The sequence below is a fragment of the Achromobacter aloeverae genome, assembly GCF_004121055.1.
GTDB lineage: Bacteria > Pseudomonadota > Gammaproteobacteria > Burkholderiales > Burkholderiaceae_B > Bordetella_C > Bordetella_C aloeverae.
Genome location: NZ_PYAL01000007.1, coordinates 282,012 through 302,407, shown reverse-complemented (window position 1 = coordinate 302,407; position 20,396 = coordinate 282,012). Strand labels below are relative to the sequence as shown.

Annotated in this window: 18 protein-coding genes; 6 read left to right on the top strand and 12 right to left on the bottom strand. The window is 68.3% G+C overall.

Annotated features, from left to right (window positions below; translation table 11 throughout):
- Positions 1-25 precede the first annotated feature (25 nt).
- From C7R54_RS22775 to C7R54_RS22760, 4 genes are all read right to left on the bottom strand, one after another.
- Entirely contained in the window at positions 26-1,378 is a 1,353-nt protein-coding gene (locus tag C7R54_RS22775) for an MmgE/PrpD family protein (protein ID WP_129152833.1), read from the bottom strand.
- A 129-nt stretch (positions 1,379-1,507) separates the two neighbouring features.
- Complete coding sequence (locus C7R54_RS22770) at positions 1,508-2,680, bottom strand: CaiB/BaiF CoA transferase family protein (RefSeq protein WP_129152831.1); 1,173 nt, start codon at positions 2,678-2,680, stop codon at positions 1,508-1,510.
- A 10-nt stretch (positions 2,681-2,690) separates the two neighbouring features.
- Positions 2,691-3,680: a Bug family tripartite tricarboxylate transporter substrate binding protein gene (locus C7R54_RS22765; protein ID WP_129152829.1), complete on the bottom strand. Its 990-nt coding sequence runs from the start codon at positions 3,678-3,680 to the stop codon at positions 2,691-2,693.
- 58 nt (positions 3,681-3,738) lie between these two features.
- Positions 3,739-5,394 carry an acyl-CoA dehydrogenase family protein gene (locus C7R54_RS22760; protein WP_129152827.1) on the bottom strand — a complete coding sequence of 552 codons (1,656 nt, stop codon included), beginning with the start codon at positions 5,392-5,394 and terminating at the stop codon, positions 3,739-3,741.
- A 164-nt stretch (positions 5,395-5,558) separates the two neighbouring features.
- Between C7R54_RS22760 and C7R54_RS22755 the strand changes: the two genes are divergently transcribed.
- Entirely contained in the window at positions 5,559-6,434 is an 876-nt protein-coding gene (locus C7R54_RS22755) for a LysR family transcriptional regulator (RefSeq protein WP_129152825.1), read from the top strand.
- A 101-nt stretch (positions 6,435-6,535) separates the two neighbouring features.
- Here the strand turns inward: C7R54_RS22755 and C7R54_RS22750 are convergent, their stop codons facing one another.
- From C7R54_RS22750 to C7R54_RS22725, 6 genes are read right to left on the bottom strand one after another with little or no spacing between them, the layout of a single operon-like run.
- Positions 6,536-8,416, bottom strand: a complete 1,881-nt coding sequence (locus C7R54_RS22750; RefSeq protein WP_129152823.1) for a CocE/NonD family hydrolase — start codon at positions 8,414-8,416, stop codon at positions 6,536-6,538.
- Positions 8,413-9,990, bottom strand: coding sequence for an ABC transporter substrate-binding protein (locus C7R54_RS22745; RefSeq protein WP_129152821.1), 1,578 nt, complete (start codon positions 9,988-9,990; stop codon positions 8,413-8,415). Before C7R54_RS22745 ends, C7R54_RS22750 begins: the two co-directional genes overlap by 4 nt.
- Positions 9,987-10,997 (bottom strand): ABC transporter ATP-binding protein, encoded by a 1,011-nt coding sequence (locus C7R54_RS22740; protein ID WP_129153155.1) that lies wholly within the window; start codon positions 10,995-10,997, stop codon positions 9,987-9,989. The genes C7R54_RS22745 and C7R54_RS22740 overlap by 4 nt, the downstream gene beginning before the upstream one ends.
- Positions 10,998-11,011: 14 nt before the next feature.
- Positions 11,012-11,995 carry an ABC transporter ATP-binding protein gene (locus tag C7R54_RS22735; RefSeq protein WP_129153154.1) on the bottom strand — a complete coding sequence of 328 codons (984 nt, stop codon included), beginning with the start codon at positions 11,993-11,995 and terminating at the stop codon, positions 11,012-11,014.
- Between the two features lie 32 nt (positions 11,996-12,027).
- The gene (locus tag C7R54_RS22730; RefSeq protein WP_129152819.1) at positions 12,028-12,930 is read right to left on the bottom strand and encodes an ABC transporter permease; all 903 of its coding nucleotides are present in this window, start codon (positions 12,928-12,930) and stop codon (positions 12,028-12,030) included.
- Positions 12,927-13,901: an ABC transporter permease gene (locus tag C7R54_RS22725; protein ID WP_129152817.1), complete on the bottom strand. Its 975-nt coding sequence runs from the start codon at positions 13,899-13,901 to the stop codon at positions 12,927-12,929. The genes C7R54_RS22730 and C7R54_RS22725 overlap by 4 nt, the downstream gene beginning before the upstream one ends.
- 249 nt (positions 13,902-14,150) lie before the next feature.
- Between C7R54_RS22725 and C7R54_RS22720 the strand changes: the two genes are divergently transcribed.
- Both C7R54_RS22720 and C7R54_RS22715 read left to right on the top strand, forming a co-directional pair.
- Complete coding sequence (locus tag C7R54_RS22720) at positions 14,151-15,107, top strand: LysR substrate-binding domain-containing protein (RefSeq protein ID WP_129152815.1); 957 nt, start codon at positions 14,151-14,153, stop codon at positions 15,105-15,107.
- A gap of 91 nt (positions 15,108-15,198) precedes the next feature.
- On the top strand, positions 15,199-15,642 hold the full coding sequence (locus tag C7R54_RS22715; protein ID WP_129152813.1) for a GNAT family N-acetyltransferase: 444 nt from the start codon (positions 15,199-15,201) through the stop codon (positions 15,640-15,642).
- Between the two features lie 46 nt (positions 15,643-15,688).
- Here C7R54_RS22715 and C7R54_RS22710 read toward each other — a convergent pair whose 3' ends face one another.
- Both C7R54_RS22710 and C7R54_RS22705 read right to left on the bottom strand, forming a co-directional pair.
- Positions 15,689-16,654, bottom strand: a complete 966-nt coding sequence (locus C7R54_RS22710) for a Bug family tripartite tricarboxylate transporter substrate binding protein (RefSeq protein WP_129152811.1) — start codon at positions 16,652-16,654, stop codon at positions 15,689-15,691.
- A gap of 48 nt (positions 16,655-16,702) precedes the next feature.
- Positions 16,703-17,905: a mandelate racemase/muconate lactonizing enzyme family protein gene (locus C7R54_RS22705; protein ID WP_129152809.1), complete on the bottom strand. Its 1,203-nt coding sequence runs from the start codon at positions 17,903-17,905 to the stop codon at positions 16,703-16,705.
- Positions 17,906-18,067: 162 nt separating this feature from the next.
- On the opposite strand from C7R54_RS22705, the gene C7R54_RS22700 reads away from it, so the two are divergent.
- The 3 genes from C7R54_RS22700 to C7R54_RS22690 all read left to right on the top strand — a co-directional run bounded on the left by C7R54_RS22700 (position 18,068) and on the right by C7R54_RS22690 (position 20,384).
- Positions 18,068-18,787: a FadR/GntR family transcriptional regulator gene (locus tag C7R54_RS22700; RefSeq protein WP_129152807.1), complete on the top strand. Its 720-nt coding sequence runs from the start codon at positions 18,068-18,070 to the stop codon at positions 18,785-18,787.
- 35 nt (positions 18,788-18,822) lie between these two features.
- Complete coding sequence (locus C7R54_RS22695) at positions 18,823-19,353, top strand: GNAT family N-acetyltransferase (RefSeq protein ID WP_129152805.1); 531 nt, start codon at positions 18,823-18,825, stop codon at positions 19,351-19,353.
- Positions 19,354-19,541: 188 nt separating this feature from the next.
- Positions 19,542-20,384, top strand: coding sequence for an amidohydrolase family protein (locus tag C7R54_RS22690; protein WP_129152803.1), 843 nt, complete (start codon positions 19,542-19,544; stop codon positions 20,382-20,384).
- Positions 20,385-20,396 lie beyond the last annotated feature (12 nt).

The following is a 20,396-nucleotide window of genomic DNA, read 5'->3' as shown; positions in this document are numbered from 1 at the left end:
AAAGTGTCCGAAGAAAGAAAGGGAATCAGCGCGCGGGCTGAAAATCGGTGAGCGGCGTGTCTTCCAGCTTGTGCAGGGCGCTCAGCAAGGCGTCCCCCGCGGCGGCATAAGGGCTGTGGTCGAGGCAGTCGCGAAACTTCGCATCCAGCTGCGCGGGCGTCAGCGGCCGCCTGGCATGGCCGGCGGGATGGCTGACCGGATCGCTGCGCAGGGGCGGCACGCCATCGCGTTCGACGATGACCTCGTCGAACGCGGCGGCGCCATGCCATTCGGCCGAGTCCGCCACGACGGTTTCCACGCGCACGCGGCGCATCAGGTCCTGCATCGCCGGCGCACCCGCGCAGGCATCGGTCAACTCCGTCAGGCCGACCTTGCCGTGCAGCAGCGCACAGGCCATGGCGAACTCCATGCTGAATTTTGCTTCCAGCCCGGTGCGCGGCGCATGGTTGCGCAGGATGGTTGCGTGCTCCTGGCTGATGCGCACGCGCACCGCCTCGACATCGCGAATATCGACCGGCGTGTTCGCGAGCAAGGCCAGGATGGCATCCAGCGCGCGATGCGTGTAATAGCAGGTCGGATAGCGCTTGATGCTGACGGGCGTTTGCTCGACCAGCCAGCCGCTTTCGTTTTCGGTGCTGGACAGGGGGGACGCCGTGTCCACGTCGCCCTGGGGGGAGTGGGCGCGCAGGAAGCCTTGCGGATGCTCGAATACGTCGGCGCCGGCCGTCATGCCGGCTTCGGCCAGCTTCGCGGCAAGCACGCCGGCCTGGGCCGCGCGGCCCGTCTGGTAGGACTTGGCCATGCTGCCGAAATTCGCCATCAGGCCGGCGCCTTGCGTCGCGCCCAGGGCGATGGCGTGGGCCGCGCGTACGTCATCCAGGCGCAGCAGGGCGGCACAGGCCGCGGCGGCGCCGACGGCGCCGAAGACGCTGGTCGTATGCCAGCCCTTGATGGGATGCATGCCGCGTTCGCGCTCGACCAGGTCGCCCCAGGTCTGGTAGCCGACGACATAGGCGTCCAGGGCATGGCGGCCGTTGCGGCCCAGGGCCTGGCCCAGCGCCAGGATGGCGGGCACCATGACGGCGCTGGGATGGCCGCGCAGCGCGACGTCGTCGTAGTCCAGGACATGCGCCGCCATGCCATTGACCAGGGCGGCGCTGGCGGCGTCGACGCGCGTGCCGCCGACGCATTCCCAGGCCTGGCCTGGCGGCAGCGGGGCGAGGCCCGAGCACAGGGTGCGCGGTGGAGGTTCGGCCGATCCCGCCAGCATCGTGCCGATGGTGTCGATGACGCCGGGGAGCGCGGCGACCCTCGCCGCGTGGGAGGTGCCGGCGACGGCGGCGCGCGCGATGCGTGCGCCGAGATCCCGCGTAAGCATGGTCTCTTCCTTCTCGTTGCTTGGCGTGCAGGGCCGCGCGTGGCGGCCTGCACGGTGGTCAGGCGACGAGAATAGGGATGCCGGAAAGGCGCGGCAAGACTTGGCGCGGGGATATCAGCGGGCTGATATTCAGGAGGCCTCGGACGCCGGCGGCAGCGGCGTCGGCGCGAAATCCGTGCCCGTGGCCAGCGGCGCATGGCGGTACGTCGCCGGCGTGCGGCTGAGCTTCACCGGCGCGCCCAGGCCGCGATAGCCGCCCTCCATTTCGACCACCATGCCGCGATGACGGGTGTGAGGGTGCGTCAGCGCCGCGTCCACGTCCAGCACCGGCGCCGCCGGCACGTTGGCGGCCATGAGGCGTTGCAGCAGGTCGTCCGCGTCGAAGTCCGCCAGGGCGGCTTCCAGTGCCTGCTTGAGTTCGCCGCGATGGACGGACCGGCCGCCCGCGTCGGCATAACGTGGATCGCTCGCCAGGCCGGGACGGCCGATGACGGCGCACAGCACGCCGAACTGGCGATCGTTGCCCACCGCCAGGAACAGCGGATCGGTGCGCGTGCGGAATGTGTCGTAAGGGTAGATGTTGGGATGCGCGTTGCCGGTGCGGCGCGGCGTGCGGCCATCCGTGAACCAGTTGGCCGCGTGCGGATGCAGCAGCGAGATGCCGCTGTCGTACAGCGCGGCCTCGACGAACTGCCCGCGGCCGCTGCGCTGGCGCTCCTGCAGCGCCAGCAGCACGCCGATCACGGCGTTCAGGCCCGTCACCATGTCCACCACCGGCAAGCCCACGCGCAGCGCGTCGCCGCCTGCCTCGCCATTGACGCTCATGATGCCGCTCATGGCCTGTATCGCCGCGTCGTAGCCGGGCAGCGCCCCCAGCGGACCGTCGGCGCCAAAACCGGAAACCCGGCACCAGATCAGGCGCGGAAAGCGCTCCGCCAGCGTCTCGTATCCCAGTCCCCAGCGCTCCATGGTGCCGACCTTGAAGTTCTCCACCAGCACGTCGGCCTGCGCCAGCAGTTCCAGCAGCCGCGCACGGCCGGCCTCCGTGGCGAAGTCCAGGTGCTGGAGACGCTTGTTCCGGTTCAAGCCGTAGTAGTACGACGCCACGCCGTCGCGGAAGGGCGGCCCCCAGGTGCGGGTGTCGTCGCCTTGCGGCGGCTCGATCTTGAGCACATCGGCGCCATGGTCGCCCAGGATCTGCCCGCAATACGGGCCGCCCAGGATGCGGGAAAGATCCAGTACACGGATGCCGGCCAGGCTGCCGGGACCTGCTTGCGTCGTGTCGCCGTCCGCAGTTGTCATCTCGCCGTCCTCAGTTGATTTGCGCGCCGGAGCGCTTGACCACGTCGGCCCATTTGGCCTTCTCCTGGGCGATGAATGCGCCCAGGGCGCGCGGGCTGCTGTCCGGCGCGGACTCCAGCCCCTGCGACGCGAACAGGGCCTTGACCTTTTCCGACCTCAGCGCCTGCACGAAAGCGCGGTTGAGCGCCTCGATGCGGTCAGCGGGCGTGCCCGCGGGCGCGACGACGCCGAAGAACACGCTGACGTCGTAGCCCGGGTAGCCTTGTTCCGCGATGGTGGGCACGCCCGGCAGCGCGCGCGAGGGCTTGAGCGTGGTGACGCCCAGGGCGCGCAGCTTGCCGTTTTCCACGAAGGGCTTGGCCGTCAGCACGTCGGTGAAGCTCATGGCGACATGCCCGCCCAGCAGGTCGTTCAGCGCCGGGCCCGTGCCCTTGTACGGAACGTGCAGGAAGTCGGTGCCCGCCACGCTGTTGAACATCACGCCGGCCAGGTGGGAAGACGCACCGCTGCCGGACGAGGCGAAGGACAGCGCGCGCGGATGCGTTTTCGACCAGGCGACCAACTCCGGCACCGTCTTGGCCGGGATGGCGGGATTCACCACCAGCACATTGGGCAGGTAGCCGACATGGATGATGGGCGCGAAGCTCTTTACCGGGTCGTAGCCCAGGCCCTGGTACAGGCTGGCATTGATGGCCAGCGGTCCCGACGTACCAAACATCAGCGTATAGCCGTCCGGCGCGGCGCGCGCGACATATTCCGCGCCGATATTGCCGTTGGCGCCGGCGCGGTTCTCGACGATCATCGGCTGCGGCAGGTGGGTCGACATCTCGTTGGCCAGCGTGCGCGCCATGGCATCGGTGGGCCCCCCGGGCGGATAGGGAATCACCAGGGTGATGGGCTTGTCGGGAAAGGGGGCCGCGGCCTGGGCCGGCGTGGCCGCGAAGGCGGCCGCCGCGGCTAGAACGGCGGGGAGGGCGGCGATGAAGCTGCGCTTGTTCATGGTGGGTAGTCTCCGTGTTGTTATCGTGCGCCGCCGCGATGGGATCGCGGCGACGGGTTCAAGCGTCCGGCGCCAGCGGGTCGCGGGGCAGGACGCGGTGCTGCAAGACCAGCCCGGCCCAGCGCAGGCGGTCGACCGAGCCGCCCGTGACGGCCTCCCAGGCCATGGCGATGGCGCTGGCGCAGTGATACAACGCGGAGGCGGCCTGGCGGGCCAATACATCGCTGCCATCTCCGTCGCCCGCCGCGGCCATGGCCAGGGCGCAGGCGCCGTCCATGGCCCGGCGCAGCGTGTCGGCGAAATCCGGCGCCAGCTTGCCGGCGGCCTGGCCTAGCAGGTCGTCCGTGTGCGCGCGCAGCGCCGGCAGGGCGTCGTCGCGCTTGATGGCGCGGATCACATCCAGGGCCACGATATTGCTGGTGCCTTCCCAGATCGAACCCAGATGGGCGTCGCGGACCAGGCGCGGATCGCTCCACTCCTCGATATAGCCGCAGCCGCCCCGGACTTCCATCGCATCGCCGGTCACCTTGCGGGCATCGCGGCAGGCGCGGAACTTGATCAGCGGGGTGAGGATGCGCAGCAGGGCATAGGCGCCGGGCTCGCCCGCATCCGACCGCGCCAGCGCCCGCGCCGTCTGGAACATCATTGTGCGCGCCTGTTCGGCGGGCACGCGCAGCTTGTCGAGCTGGCGCCGCATCAGCGGCATGTCCTGCAGGCTGCGGCCGAAGGCGTGCCGTTCGCGGGCGATGAACTCGGCCTCGGCCACGGCGCGCCGCATCAACCCTGCCGCGCGCACGCCGTTGGACAGGCGGGAGTTGTTCACCATGTCGGCGATCTGCACGAAGCCCCGGCCCGCTTCGCCGACCAGGTAGGCGACCGCGCCTTCCAGGCGGATCTCGCCGCTGGCCATGGAGCGCGTGCCCAGCTTGTCCTTCAGCCGCACGATGCGGTAGCGGTTGGCGCTGCCGTCTTCCAGGCGGCGGGGCAAGAGGAAAAGGGAAATGCCCTTCATCCCCGCCGGGGCGCCGTCCGGGCGCGCCAGCACCATGGCCAGGTCGGCGTCCGGGTTGGAGCAGAACCATTTGTCGCCGTGCAGCAGCCAGCTGTCGTCGCCGGCGGGCTGGGCGCGCGCCGTGGTGGCGGCGATGTCCGAGCCGGCGGCCTGTTCCGTCATGAACATGGCGCCCTGGGCCAGGTCCTCGAAATCCAGCGACGTCAGGCGCGGCAGATAGCGCGCCACCAGTTCCGGACTGCCGAACTTGCGCAGGGTGCGCGTCAACGAGTCCGTCATCGACACCGGGCAGCACAAGCCGAATTCGGATTGCACGAAGAGATAGGTCAGCACGTACTTGACCGTGGCCGGCATGGGGCCGCGCCAGCCCAGGGTCTCTTCCCGGTGCGACATGGCGCCCAGGCCGAATTCGCTGAGCGCGATGCGCTCCAGCTCGACATAGGCGGGATGCTTGAGTACGCGCTGTTCGTCCAGCCCGTTGCGCGAGCGGTATTGCAGCGTGGGGGGATGATGGTCGGCGATGCCGGCAAGGTCGTCGACCTTGCCGCCGGCCAGTTCGCCCATGCGCGCGAAGTGGGGCGCCATGTGGCGCAGCAGGTCGTCGGGCAGGTAGAGCGGCAGCAGCGCGCGCAGCTCCTGGTCGGTGGTGTAGAAGTTCTCGCCCCGGCGGTCGGGGATGGGATGTTGCTCGGCCTGCGGCATGCCGTGTCTCCTCGGCTGGATGGTTATGCGAGGGATTCTAGGCAGGGGAACTATAGCTATCCAATATTGATTTTGTTTTATACGATAGGCAATAAATATAGAAGGCGTCGTCCCGTCCCAGCGGGCCAGGCGGCGGCGTCGTTCCGCGGGACAGGAGGTTCCTCATGGAATTGAGGCATTTGCGTTATTTCTCCGTGCTTGCCGAGGAGTTGCATTTCAGCCGCGCGGCGGCGCGGCTGTCGATCTCGCAGCCGCCGCTGTCCGTCGCGATACGGCAGCTGGAGGAGAGCGTCGGCGCGCGCCTGTTCGAGCGCAACAACAAGGAGGTGCGGCTGACCGCCGCCGGACAGGCGATGCGCGTGTCGGCGCGCAAGATCCTGGCCCAGGCCGAAGAGGCGTCGCTGGAGGCGCGCAATGTGGCGGCCGGCCTGGCGGGGCGGCTGCGCGTCGGTTTCGTCGGCGCCATGCTGTATCGCGGCTTGCCGCAGGCGCTGCGGAATTTCCAGGCCCGCTATCCCAGGGTGCGCGTGACGCTGACGGAGCTCAATTCCGGTGACCAGATCGCGGGCTTGATGCACGACCGGCTGGACCTGGGGTTCATCCATACCAGCCGCATGCCCGACGAACTGGACAGCCGCCTGCTGCTGTCCGAGCCCTTCGTGTGCTGCCTGCCCGCGCGGCACCGCTTGACGCGGGGCGCGGCGGTGCGGCCCGTGGATCTCACCGGCGAGCCCTTCGTGCTGTTCGCGCAGAGCGTGTCGCCCGACTACCACGACCGCATTCTCGCGATCTGCGCGGAGGCGGGGTTCCGTCCCGACGTGCGGCACGAAGTGCGCCATTGGCTGGCCGTGGTGTCGCTGGTGGCGCAGGGCCTGGGCGTGGGCGTGGTGCCGCAAGCCTTGCGGCACTCGGCCTTGCGGGGGGCCGTGTTCCGCCCCTTGGCAGGCGTGCAGGCCAGGTCCGAAACCTATGGCGTCAGCCGGCGCGATGCGCACAATCCGCTGGTCGCGCAATTGTTCGACGAGTTCGCGGTCGGCTAGGCCTTTGCCAGCCCGCGGTCCACAACGCGCAAGGCGCATCGGCGTCCATCGCGCCGGGCAGGCGGCTTGGCGTGCACTCGCTCCCCCACGCCGCGCGGCGATTACAGCGGCCGCAAGTCCCGCGGCCGCGCCACGCTCAGCGTCACGCTGGAAGCGTGGACGGCCGACAGGTGCAGGGTGTTCACCGCGATCCGCTTCTCCCTTGCATCGGCCGCCGTTTCGCCGGTCTGCGGATTGACGTCGTACTTGGGGAAATTGCTGCTGGCGATATCCAGCCGGATGCGGTGGCCGCGCTGGAACAGGTTGCAGGTGGCGAAGGGCTCTATGGTGATCTCATAGATCTTGTGCGGCTCCAGCGGCGTGGCCTGCTCCCATGAGGCATGGAAGCGGCAGCGGAAGATGCCGTCGGTGAGATTCAGCGCGTAGCCCGCTGGAAAGTCCGGGTTGGGCGGGTACACATCGACCAGCTTGGCGGTGAAATCCGTGTCCGGGCAATCCGACGAGACGAACAACCGCACCGTGACGGGGCCGACCACCGCCAGGTCTTCTTCCAGCGGCGCGGTCTGGAAGACCACCACGTCGTCGCGCGAGGACAGGGGCAGGCCCGGCTGCTCCACGCCGAAGAAGCGGGCGTCCTCGCGCTGGTCGAAACCACCGCCTTCGAACACCGGCTGGCCGGAAGTGAGGGACCCGCCTATCGTGGGGACGGGGCGCCGCGGATCGGCTTGATAGCGGATACGCGCGCCGGCCTCGGCGGGCTTGCGGGTACGCAGCCCGCCGTCGGCATGCAGGTAGTAGGCCGTGGGCGTCGCTTGGGGCACTGGCCACGTGTCTGCCTGCACCCAGCTGCCGCCATGGTCGAACCGTCCCTGGGCGTCGCGCCGGCCGCTGCCGCCGCCCATCAGGAACAGGCGGGCGACGGGATCGGCCGCGGATTCGGCGGGGCGGTCCTGCAGCCAATGCCGGAACCAGGCCAGCCGGAAGCTCAGCCAATCGGCGGCGACATTGCCGTCGAACGCGGCCTTGGGGCCGAATTCGGCATCGCCGCTGTGGGTGATGTTGCGGTCGCCATGCAGCCACGGGCCCATGATCAGGCGCACGGGCGCACGGCGGCCTGCCGTCAAGCCGGCGTAGTTCTCCATGGTCGTGCGCACGTAGGCGTCATACCAGCTGGACATCAGCACCACGGGCACGTCGGGAATGCGGTCGTAGTAGCCCTGGCCATAGATTCCCAACTGGCGCCAGGTGTCGTCGAAGGTGTCGGCCCGCCATTGCTCGAACAGATAGTCCTCGTACTCCGGCACGGCCGCGACCGGCGAATGGCCCGGCCGCCAGGGCATGCGCGTAAACCACTGGCGGATGTCCTGGGCGTCCAGCGCGGCGCGCGCCACGGGGTCCTGCTGCGCGGCCGGGCTGAGCCTGGCCTGCTTGAATGCCCAAGTGGCCTGCTTCAGTTCGAAGGCGCCCGACTGCCGGATGCCGCATTGGTAACCATTGGAGAAACCGCCGGAGTCCAGCACCATGCACGCCAGCCCCGGTGGATTCAGGCAGGCCAGGGCCAGTTGCGTGTGGGCGGCGTAGGAAAGGCCCATGGTGCCCACCTTGCCGTTGCACCAGGGCTGAGCCACGATCCACGCCAGCGTGTCGTAGCCGTCCTGTCCTTCCGACAGGTACTTCGTGAAGTGACCCTCGGAGTCGTAGCGGCCGCGGCAGTCCTGGAAAACCACGGCGAACCCGTGCGCGGCGAAATAGCGTGCCACCCGCGGACGCGGCACGCCCAGCGTGCCGTCGATCTGCTCGGAACGGGATATCTCGCCCTTGCCGTAGGGCGTGCGTTCGAGGATGACCGGCAAGGGCGCGTCGTGGCCCGGACGGTAGCCGGGCGGGAAGTGGACGTCCGTGGCCAGGTGCACGCCGTCGCGCGTGCGCACCATCTGGTTCTTCAAGACGTGGCCGGCGGCGGGATCTGCGGATGCGGTCATTTGGCTTCCTCGATATAGAGCATGGATGTGCGTTCGAGCTTGTTGGCGCGGACGACGATGCCGTCGCGCGCGGCCCAGAACACGACCGGGAAATAGAGCGGCACGATGCCGACATCGTTGAAACCCGCCTCGGCGGCTTGCCGCAACAGGGCATCGCGCTTGCCGGTGTCGAATTCGACCGCTGCCTTCGCCAGCAGGCGGTCCAGTTCCGGGTTGGAGTAGCGCGCGCGGTTGAAGGCGCCCGTGCCGGCGGCCTTGTCATAGGTCGCCAGCACATTGGTAAGCCCGTTCGACGAGTCGCTGGTGCTGTTGCCGTAGGAAAAGATGAAGGCGCTGTATTGCTGTTTGCTGCTGGCGCCCGCGTAGACGTTGTAGGGTTGGGTAACCACACCGTTGATGCGCAGGCCCGCCCGCGCCATCATCTGCGCCAAGGCCTGGGCCAGGTCGCTGTCGCCGGCGAAGCGGTCATTGGAGGAATGGATGGTCAGGCCGAAGCCCTTGGGATAGCCCGCCTGGGCCAGCAGGGCGCGCGCGCCCTGTAGATCGTAGGCCGGCGGCGGCAAGTCGGGGTCGTAGCCGCCCAGGCCTTCGGGCACCATCTGGCCGGCCGGCACGCCGGCGCCGTTCAGCAGGCGGGTGGTGATGGGTTCGCGCATGAACATCATGGAAATGGCGCGCCGCACCCGCACATCCTTCAGCGGGTTGACGGTCGTGGGCTTGCCATCGGCGTCGGTGACATAGGGGCTGGCGTCGCGGGAGGAATCCAGCGCCAGGTAGATCAGGCGGGCGGAGGCGGACCGGAACAGCGTATAGCCGGGCTTGTGCTCCAGGCCGCGGGCGTCGTTGGGCGGCACGCTGTCTATCATGTCGACCGATCCGGACAGCAGGGCCGAGACGCGCGCCGCGTCGTTGGCGATGTAGCGGATGACGACGCGGTCGAAGTCGGGACGGCGGCCCCAGTACCGGTCGTTGCGCTCCAGCTCCAGGCTGTCGCCCGGCTGCCACCGCTTGAACTTGTAGGGGCCGGTACCGATGGCGGCCTCTCCCGAGTTGTAGTCCTCGGAACGCTTGCCTTGCGCGGCGTGGCGCGACAGGATGTAGACAAGGCCGACCTGCTCCATGAGGTCCGGCGTGGGCTGGCGGGTGTGGATGCGCAAGGTCAGCGGATCCACCACGTCGATGCCGGCGATCGCGCGCACCGCGCCGGTGAAGGGCGCGGGACTGTTGGGCACCTTGGCCGCGCGGTCCATCGAGAACACCACGTCGTCCGCCGTGAAGGGCGTGCCGTCGTGGAACAGCACGCCCGGCCGCAGCCTGATTTCCCACAAGGTGGGTTCAAGCGCACGCCAGGAGAGCGCCAGGCCCGGCCGGATCTGCATGTTCTCGTCGGTGGACACCAGGCGTTCGAAGATATTCTCCGCCGCCGCCTGGTTGTTGCCGGTGCGCGAGAACAGGGGGTCCATGGAGGACGGCTCGCTGGAGTGCCCTATCGTCAGCAGCGGTCGGGCCTGCGCCGGGACAGGGCCGACGACGCTCGAAAGCATCAGCGCGCAGGCCAATAACAGGGTTCTCATGGCAAGGCTCCCGCCCGCGCGGTGAGGGGCTGGTCTATCAGGTGGCAGGCAGCGCGATGCGCCTCGCCCACGGTTTGCAGTAAAGGCTGTTCAGCCTGGCAGCGGGGCATGGCATGCGGACAGCGTGGATGGAAATGGCAGCCGGGGGGCGGATGCAGGGGCGAGGGGATTTCGCCCTTGATGCCATGGAAGCGGCGCTTGCGGTTGGACAGCCGGGGGACTTCCTCCAGCAGCGCTTGCGTATAGGGATGGCGTGGCGCCTCGAAGATATCCCGCGTCGGGCCGGATTCGACGATGCGCCCCAGGTACATGATGACCGTGCGGTCGCTGATGCGCTGCACCACCCCGAGATCGTGGCTGATGAACAGGTAGGTCAGGCCCAGTTCCTCGCGCAGGTCCATGAAGAGATTCAGGATCTGCGCCTGGATCGACACGTCCAGCGCCGCGATCGACTCGTCGCAGATCAGGAAGCGCGGCTTGACCGCCAGCGCGCGCCCTATGCCCACCCGCTGGCGCTGGCCGCCGGAGAACTGGTGCGGGAAGCGGTTGCGGTAGTCCGGGTCCAGGCCCACGCGGCGCATCACGTCGACGACATAGTCGTCGTAGCCGGCGCGGTCCGTCATGCCGTGGGCCAGCGGCGCTTCGCCGATGATGTCGCGGATGCGCTTGCGCGGGTTGAGCGAGGACATGGGGTCCTGGAAAATCATCTGGGTCGCCATGCGCTGGGCGTGGGCGGCGCGGCCATGCAGGCGGCCCAGTTCGCCCGCGGGCGTGCGTACGGTGCCGGACGTGACGGGCAGGATGCCGGCCAGCAGGCGGCCCAGCGTGGACTTGCCGCAGCCGGATTCGCCCACCAGGCCGACGACCTCGCCCTCGTGGATGGAGAGGTCGACGCGGTCCACCGCATGCACGGTGTGGGACGCCACCTTGACGCCCAGCAGGCCGGCCAGGCGTTCGGCGTAGTCGGGGCGCCTGACGAACAGGCGCGAGACCTGCTCGGCCTGCATCAAGAGGGGCGAGGTCAAGAGTCGTCTCCTGGGCGGGGATGGAAGCAGCGGTACGCGCGCGCGCCGTCGGTCTCGATGGCGGGCTGCTCGGCGCGGCAGCGGTCGGTCGCGTGGCCGCAGCGGGGATGGAAGGCGCAGCCGGCCGGCAGCGACAGCGGCGACGGCGCCATGCCGGGGATCTGGTAAAGGCGAGGGCCGGTCCGCGCATTGCTGGGGACCGATCCGATCAGGCCCACCGTATAGGGGTGGCGGGGGCGGTCCAGGATATCGTCGGTCGGGCCGGATTCGACGATGCGGCCGGCGTACATCACGCAGACGCGGTCCGCCAGGCCGGCGATCACGGCCAGGTCGTGGCTGACCCATACCATGGCCGTGCCGGTGTCGGCGCACAGCTTCTGCATCTCGGCGAGGATCTGGGCCTGTATGGTGACATCCAGCGCCGTCGTCGGTTCGTCGGCGATGATCAGGTCCGGTTTGTGCAGGATGGCGATGGCGATGGCCACGCGCTGGCGCATGCCGCCGGACAACTGGTGCGGATAGGCCTTCAGGCGCTCTTCGGGCGACGGGATGCCGACGGCGGCCAGGGCGTCGCGCGATCGCGCCCATGCCGCCTTGTGGCTGCAACGCTCGTGGCTGCGTATCGTTTCCACCATCTGGGTCTCGATGCGGAACACGGGGTTCAGCGTCATCATCGGGTCCTGGAAGACCATGGCGATGCGGTTGCCGCGCAGCTGGCGCAGTTGTTCGCGCGACAGCGTGGCGAGGTCCGTGCCCTTGAACAGCACCTGGCCGCTGTCGATGCGGCCGGGCGGGTCTATCAGCCCCAGCACGGAAAAGCCGGTGATGGATTTGCCGGAGCCGGACTCGCCCACCAGGCCGACGATCTCGCCAGGGTGGACGTCGAAACTTACGTCGTCCACGGCGCGCACGATGCCGGCGCGGGTGTGGAACCAGGTGCGCAGGTTGCGGACGGAAAGCGTGGGCATGGGCGCGGGCATGGGCATGGGAATGGGCATGGCGGCTGGCCTTCCTATTTCTGCAGGCGCGGATTCAGCGCCTCGCGCACGCGGTCGCCCACGATGTTCATGGAGAAGACCACGGCCAGCAGCAACACGCCCGGGAATACGCTGATCCAGTACAGGCCCGCCAGCATCTGCTGGTAGCCGTTGGCGATGAGCAATCCCAGCGACGGCTGGGTCACGGGCAGGCCGATGCCCAGGAAGCTCAGCGTGGCTTCCGCCGCGATGGCGTTGGCGGTCTGGATCATGGCGATGACGATGATCGGCGGAATGCAATTGGGCAGCAGCTGGCTGAACAGTGCGCGCCGGTGGCTCAAGCCCAGGCACAGGGCGGCCTCCATGTATTCCTTGCGCCGTTCGACCACGGCGGTCGCCCGCACCGCCCGCGCGAAGTACGCCCATTGCACCACCACCAGCGCGAGGATGACCTTGCCCAGGCCCTGGCCCAGGATGGCCAGCATCATCAGCGCGACCAGGATGGTGGGAAAACCCAGCATGAGATCGACCAGGCGCATGATCAGCGTGTCGATACGGCCCCCGAAGTAGGCCGCGCACAGGCCCAGCGCGGTCCCCACGGCCATGGCGAACAGGCCGCTGAGCACGCCCACGCTCAGGCTGGTGCGCAGGCCGTACATCATGGCCGACAGCATGTCGCGGCCTTGCGCGTCCGTGCCCAGGCTGTAGAAATCGCCATAGATTCCCGTGCTGCCCGGCGGCATGCGGCCGTCCAGGATGGTAATGGACGCCAGGTTGTAGGGATCTTGCGGCGCGATCCAGGGCGCCAGCAGCGCGGCCAGCACCAGCAGCAGGAGCACGATGGCGGCGAGCGTGGCCGGCCGGCTGTCGAGGACGCCGTGCACGGCCTGGCCGGGGGTGGTGTCGCGGCTGAGATGCTTGAGGAAGGCGGGCTTCAATCGGCGGCTCCCAGGCGTACGCGCGGATCCAGGAAGGAGTAGACGATGTCCACCAGCAGGTTGAGCAGGATGAACATGGTCACCACGATCAACAGGTAGGCCACGACGACGGGCCGGTCCAGCTTCATGATGCTGTCGATGATGAGCTTGCCCACGCCGGGCCACGCGAAGATGGTTTCCGTCACCGTGGCGAAGGCGATCATGGATCCGAACTCCATGCCGACCACGGTGACGATGGGAATCAGGATGTTCTTTAGCACGTGCATGTAGATCACGCGCGATTCGCGCAGGCCCTTGGCGCGCGCGAACTTGACGTAGTCCAGGGGCATGGTCTCGCGCACGCCGCCCCGCGTCAGCCGCACGATCAGCGCGATCTTGAAGAGGGCCAGGTTCAATGCCGGCAGGATGAGATGGCGCACGCCGTCCCAGGTGGCCAGGCTGGTATGGATGCCCAGTACCGTGCCGGTGGCGCCGCGCCCCGTCGACGGCAGCCAACCCAGCGTGACGGAGAAAACCAGCACCAGCATGATGCCTTGCCAGAAATTGGGCAGGCTGAATCCCAGGATGGACCCGGTCATGATCCCGCGGTCCAGGGCAGAGTCCGGCTTGAGCCCGGCCACCAGGCCCAGCGGCAGGCCGATGGCCAGCGCCAGCACCAAGGCGACGCAGGCCAGTTCCAGCGTGGCGGGCAGCCGCTGCAGGATCAGCTGGATGGCCGGCTGGTTGAAGACGAAGGACGTGCCCAGGTCGCCATGCAAGGCATTCGCGACGAAGGGCAGGTACTGCTGGTGCAGCGGCAGGTCCAGGCCCAGCGACTGCACGGCCTGCGCGATCTCGGCCTGGGAGGCGTCCGCGGGGACCAGGATTTCGATCGGGTCGCCGATGGCGTAGACGCCGGCGAAGACGATGAGCGAGGTCAGGAACAGGATCACGACGCTCTGGCACAGCCGGCGGATGATGAACGCGGTCATGGCGTCCTCCGGCAACAGGAGGGGCGGAAGGCGGAGTCACGCATGCGGGCTCTTCTCGGGTCGGGGCTGGCGGGCGGCTGTTGATTAGCGTGGTGTGATTCAGCAGAATCAGCCATGGCCGCATGTTCGGTCGGCCAGGCTGGCCTGGCAACCGTATGCGGACCCGGTATACGCCTATGTGAATTCAGGAAAATTGGGTGTTAACCCTAGGAAACCGGCCCGACGGCGCCCACGGACGATAGAGACAGGATGAACTTCAAGCAGCTGGAGGCCTTTGTCGCCTTCATGACCACGGGGTCGACGATAGAAGCCGCGCAGCGCCTGCAGACGTCTCAGCCGGCTGTCAGCCGCTTGCTGAGCCAGTTCGAGGCCGCCATGGGCCTGCCGCTCTTCGTGCGGCGCAAGGGACGGCTCTATCCCAGCACGGAGGCGGAATCCCTGCTGCCGGACGTGCAGAACATGATGCTGGGCGCGGCCTCGTTGCACCGCCACGTGAACCAGCTGCGCCTGGGCGGCCTGCGCCGCACGCTGGTGCGCGTGCAATTGCCCAGCACGGTGGCGCAGACCGTCATGCCGGAGGTGGCGCAATCCTTCCTGGACGATCATCCCGACGTGGCGGTGGAGATCCTCGTGGGGACCTATGAGGCCAGCGAGGCCGCGGTACTGGGCCGCGAGGCGGACCTGGCGCTGGTACGGGCCCCGGCGCTGAACTCCGGGCTGGAGATGGTGCTGCGGTTTTCCACCGAGGCGGTCTGCGTCATGCCGGCCGGCCATCCGCTGCAAGGCCTGGCCGCCGTCACGCCCGCCGACCTGCAAGGCATGGACCTGGTGCTGCTGGGACGGCAGCGATCCCTGCGCCAGCAGATCGACCAGACCTTCAGGCAGGGGCGGCTGGCACCGCAGATCCGGGCGGAGGTGCATTCCGTGGACATGGCCTGCCGGCTGGCGGCGCGCGGCGTCGGCGTGTCCATCGTCAACGGCCTGCTGGCGCATTTGTGCATGGACACGTGCCTCGATACCGGCCTGGCCGCCCGGCCCTTCCGGCCTGTCATCGGGTACGACATGGGCATGGCCACGCTGGCCGGACAGCCGCCGCATCCCCTGGTGCCGGCGCTGGCGCGGCGTATCGTCGAGGCGATGGCGCAGCGGGCCGGCGCGGGACTGTTCTCCTGGGACGCCACGCTGGCCGACCCCGGCGACGCCTGAAACCTGGGTGTCATGGCGGCGCAATATGATGCGTGATTCATCCAATCGTCTATATCTTTTATCGTCTATCTTCAAATCTGGACGCAAGATCATGGAAACGACGCAACGCATCGAAATCAGGACCCCCACCGTGGCGGACTCCGCCGCCATCGCGCGCCTGCTCGCTACGCTGGGCTACCCGGGCACGGCCCCCTTCATCGAGCGGCGCATCGCCCAATTGATTTCCCATCCGGATGAAGTGATGCTGGCGGCGACGCGGGACGACGCCGTGCTTGGCATCATCTCCCTGCACTTCATCCCGCAACTGGCCCTGGCGGGCGACTTCTGCCGCATCAGCTATTTCTGCGTGTCGGAGGACGCGCGTGGCGAAGGGGTGGGCGCCCTGCTGGAAGGCCGGGCGGTGGAAATCGCCCGGGAGCGGGGCTGCGACCGCATCGAGCTGCATTGCCATGCGCGCCGGGTCGACGCCCATCGCTTCTATCTTCGCCAAGGCTACGAGGACTCGCCCAAGTACTTCTTCAAGTCGCTGGCCTGAGCGTCGGGGCGCTTGTCGCTTGAGCGGGACCTGGCCCGGCCGCTCCCTATTCGATGTGGATGTTCCTTTCCTCGATCAGGTCCTTCCACCGCTTGTATTCCCGCGCCTGGAACGCCGTGAACTCCTGTGGCGTGTTGGCGACGATCTCCAGGCCCTGTTCTTCCAGCTTGCTGGCGACCGACGGGTCCTTCATGCTGGCGATGGCGGCCGCGGCGAGGCGGGACTTGATGTCGGGCGGCAGTCCCTTGGGCGCGGCCAGGGCCTGCCAGGAGTAGATCACCGCATTGGGCACGCCGGCCTCGGCCAAAGTGGGCACGTCCGGCAGGACGGGCGAGCGCCGCGCGCCCGTCACCGCGATGGCGTGGAGCTTGCCGGCCTGGACCAGGCCCAGCACCGCATTGACGTTCTGGAAAGAATAGTCGACCTGGCCGCCCATCAGGTCGCTGATGGCGGGCGCCCCACCCTTGTAGGCCACGTGCATGCCTTCCGTTTTCGTCTGTTGCAGGAAGACCTCGGCCGACAGGTGATCCGATGCGCCGTAGCCCGAGTTGGCGAAGCTCACATGTCCCGGCTTGGCTTGCAATTCGGCGATGACATCCTGGACGGTGCGGGCCTTCTTGTCCGGTCCGGCGACCAGCACGTTGGGCGCCTGCACCGCGACGGTGATGTAGTCGAAGTCCTTCAGGGCGTCATAGGGCATGGACTTGATCAGGTGCGGCGCGATCACGTAGGTGCCCAGCGAGGACATCATCAAGGTGTAGCCGTCCGGGGCTGCGCGGCTGACGAAACCGCCCCCTATCGTGCCGGTCGCGCCGGGGCGGTTCTGCACGATGAAATTGCCGCCCAGCCGCTTCTGCAACTGTTCGGCCATGATGCGGCCGATGGCGTCGGTGGCCCCGCCCGCGGGGAAAGGCACGACCACCTGCACCGGATGGTCCTTGGGCCAGGTGGATTGCGCCGTCGCGCCAAACGCGGCGCAGGCCAGCAGCACGCCCGTCAGTAGTCGTTTCATGTCTGTCTCCTCGCGGGGATGTTCCCCTGCCTTGTTATTCCGGGTCTGCTATCTCTTGCTCGTGCGCACCACGGCGTCGGCGCGCCTGGCCACATCGGGGTGCAGCCGCGTGCCCAGGCCGGGCGCCGTGGGGGCGAGCACCATGCCTAGCTCGACCGCCGGAAGCTCGGTCACCAGGTCCCGATACCACGTGCTCAAGGTAGCGCGCACCACTTCCTGGAAGATCGCCGTGGGCGCGTGCATGGCCAGGTGCAGGCCCGCGATCAACGTCACCGGGCCCGTGCAATCGTGCGGCGCCAGTGGGCGCGCGTAAGCCTGGGCCAGGGCGGCGATCTTGCGCCCTTCCGTCAGTCCGCCGCACCAGGCCAGGTCCAGCATCACCACGTCGACCGCGTCGCGTGCGAGCAGGTCGCGGAAAGGCACCAATCCCGCCAATGTCTCGCTGCCGCAGACGGGCACGCGCGTCTGGCGGCGCAGGTCGGCCAGCGCCTGGACGTCGTCCATCTTGGCGATGGGATCCTCCGCCCAGAACACGCCGTATTCCTCCAGTCCGCGGCATATGCGCGCCGCCGCGCCGGCCGTCCACATGCTGTGCAGCTCGCACATCACGTCGATGCGGTCGCCGACGGCATCGCGGATCTTGCGAAAGGGCTCCAGGCCGCGCCGCAAATCCTCCGGCCCGATCAGGTGCCCGCCGGTTGCCGCCGCATAGCCGTCGAACGGCCATATCTTCATCGCGGTGTAGCCTTCATCGAGCAGGCTGTGGGCCAGTTCGCCGGCGTCGCGCATGAAGGCGATCTGGTCGTCATAGGGGCCCTTGGGCGCTTCGGAGCCGTCCGTGCTGCGGCGCACGGTGCCGGCGGTGTTGTACGAATACCCCGCGCAGGTGTTGTACGCGCGGATGCGGTCGCGCACGCCGCCGCCCATGGCGATATAGACCGGGACGCCCTGGCGCTGGCCCGCCAGGTCCCACAGCGCGATATCCACCGCGCTCGCGGCACGCACTTCGGCGCTGGCGCTGTGGAAACCCAGATAGGGATTCATGAGCTGCTGCGATACCGCCTCGATATGCCGCGCATCCCGCCCCAGCAGCCAGGGCGCGACCTGTTCGTGCAGGACGGCCTCCACGGCCTGGGCGCCGCGGAAGGATTCCCCCAGGCCCACCAGGCCTTCATCGGTCTCTATTTCCACCCAGATGAGATTGGGACGCTCGTTGATGCGGATGCTGCGTAATGCCGTAATGGTCGCCATGCGCTGCCCTGTGCTGGTAAACGGAAAGGCGCGGCGGCGTGGCTATCCGGCAAACCTGCCGCCGCGGCTATAGGCATCCTCGTGGCGCGGCGCTACCATGTCAATTAATTGCCTGACTAGTATTACTACTTCGTTTACTACTTCGGATCGAGCGAGGTCATCGTGGCCATCTCCCCGTTGAGCGATTTCGCCTACAAGCAAGTGCTGGCCATGGTCGAGGGCATGACGCCCGACCAGCGCCTGCCCAGCGAAGACGAGTTGTCGCGCCAGCTGGGCGTATCACGGCCGGTGCTGCGCCAGGCACTGGCGCGGCTGCGCACGGAGGGTTGGGTCTATGCCAGGCGCGGCGCGGGCAACTTCGTGGGCAAGCCGCCCGCGCTGCAAAGCGCCGCCTTCGGTCCGCTGCACAGCATTCCCGACGTGCGCAGCTTCCTGGAATTCCGCTGCCTGCTCGAAGCGGAAAGCGCGGCCTGCGCGGCCCGTTGCGGCGATCCGCAGTTGCAGGACGAAATCACCCGGCGCCGCCGCCTGCTGGAAAGCGCGCTGGCGCACGGCGAGCCGGGCATCGAGGAGGACATCGCCTTCCATGCCGCCATCGCCGCGGCCAGCGGCAACCGGTTCTTCAGCATGACCATGAACGCGCTGGCGGAGCAGACCCGCGTATCGATCAAGCTGGTGCGCGAGCTGTCGCCACAGCCCATGGTGCGGCGCGCCGTCGACGTGCGCAACGAACATCGCGCCATCGACGACGCCATCCGCGCCGGCGATCCCGACGCCGCGCGCGTGGCGATGCTGAACCACCTGCGGGGCGGATTGACGCGGCTGTTCGGCAACGAGGCGCAAGCCGGGGCGGGCGGTCACGACGCGCCTCCTGGACCGTAGCCCGCTCGCGAACCAACATCCGACGGACCAAGACCATGCCCGACCAGCCAGAATCGATCGCCGTACGCAAACTGACCGCCGATGACGCGCCGGCGTTCCAGGCGCTGCGGCTCGCGGCGCTGGAGGAATGTCCCACGGCCTTCGGCGCCAGCCTGGCGGATGAGCGGGAACTGTCGCTGAGCGAGGTCGCCCAGCGCATCGCGCCACCGGATCATGGCGGCGCGGGCGGCGTGGGCGCATACGCAGGGGACGCCCTGGTCGGCATCGCCTGCGTATTCCGGGCTCGCGGCGGCAAGGAAAGGCACAAGGCCTACCTGGTGTCGGTCTATGTGGTCCCGGCATACCGGGGCAAGGGCGTATCCGCGCCCTTGCTGGACGCGGCCATCGGCCTGGCTCGCGCGATGCCGGGCGTGCGACGCCTGAATCTCACCGTCAATGTAGCCAATACGGCCGCGCTGGCGCTGTATCGCCGGCTGGGGTTCGTGGTCTACGGCGAGGAAGTGGAGGGCCTGTGCGTGGACGGCGTCTACCAGGACGAATACCTGATGACACTGGCCTTGGCCTGAGCCAGGGAGCGAGGCGCGAAGACCGGGTCCGTTCATCAGCTTGCCAGCCGGATCGTTCTCCTCTTCATTAGGAAAACTGCATTAGCGATAAACAAAAACTCAATATTCGCTGACGTCCGGAATGGCTAAGATGGCTTCCGTTCGAACATGAAATGGCTGGCCGCGGGTGGCTGGCTCAAGAAAGAAAGATGGAAGAGACAACGCTCGCCACGGGGACGCACGTTCCGAAGGCATTGCCATCCGGCGCCTGCGATTCCCATTTGCACCTTTACGACACGGCGATCATCGACGCTCCGGCGGCTCCCAATCCGCTGGCCGGCTGCACGGCCGGCCGTTATCGCGCCTTGCGCGACAGCCTGGGCCTGCAACGCGCGGTGATCGTCACGCCGGCGCCGCATGTGGTCGACAACCGCGTCACCCTGGCCGCCATCCAGGCCCTGGGCGCGCGCGACACGCGGGGCGTGGGCGTGGTCTTTCCCGACGTGACGGACGCCGAACTGCAACGCCTGCACGACGGCGGCATCCGCGGCATCCGTTTTACCGTCGCCATTCCCCGCACGGCCGTCACGCGCATCGACATGCTGCCGGCGCTCGCGCCGCGCGTACATGCGCTGGGCTGGCACGTGCAACTGCACATGACGCCCGCGCAGATCGTCGAAAGCCAGGCCATCATCGAACGGCTGCCTTGCGGCATCGTGTTCGACCACATGGCGCGCCTGGCGGACGGCCCCCTGGATGAACGCGCCTGGGCCATCGTGCAGGACCGGCTGCAAACCGGCCGGACCTGGGTCAAGCTCTCCGGCCACTACCTCGCGGCCGACGCCGCCACGGCGCGCAACGTGGCGAGCAGGCTGGCCGCGGCGGCGCCCGAGCGCATGGTGTGGGGATCGGACTGGCCGCACCCGACCGAGATGCCCACGCCGCCGGAAACGGCGAGCACCCTGGCCGTCCTGGAGGACTGGGTGCCCGATGCCGGCCAGCGCAAGCGCATACTGGTCGATAATCCCGAGCAGCTATACGGTTTCAAATAAGGCGCCAGCCTT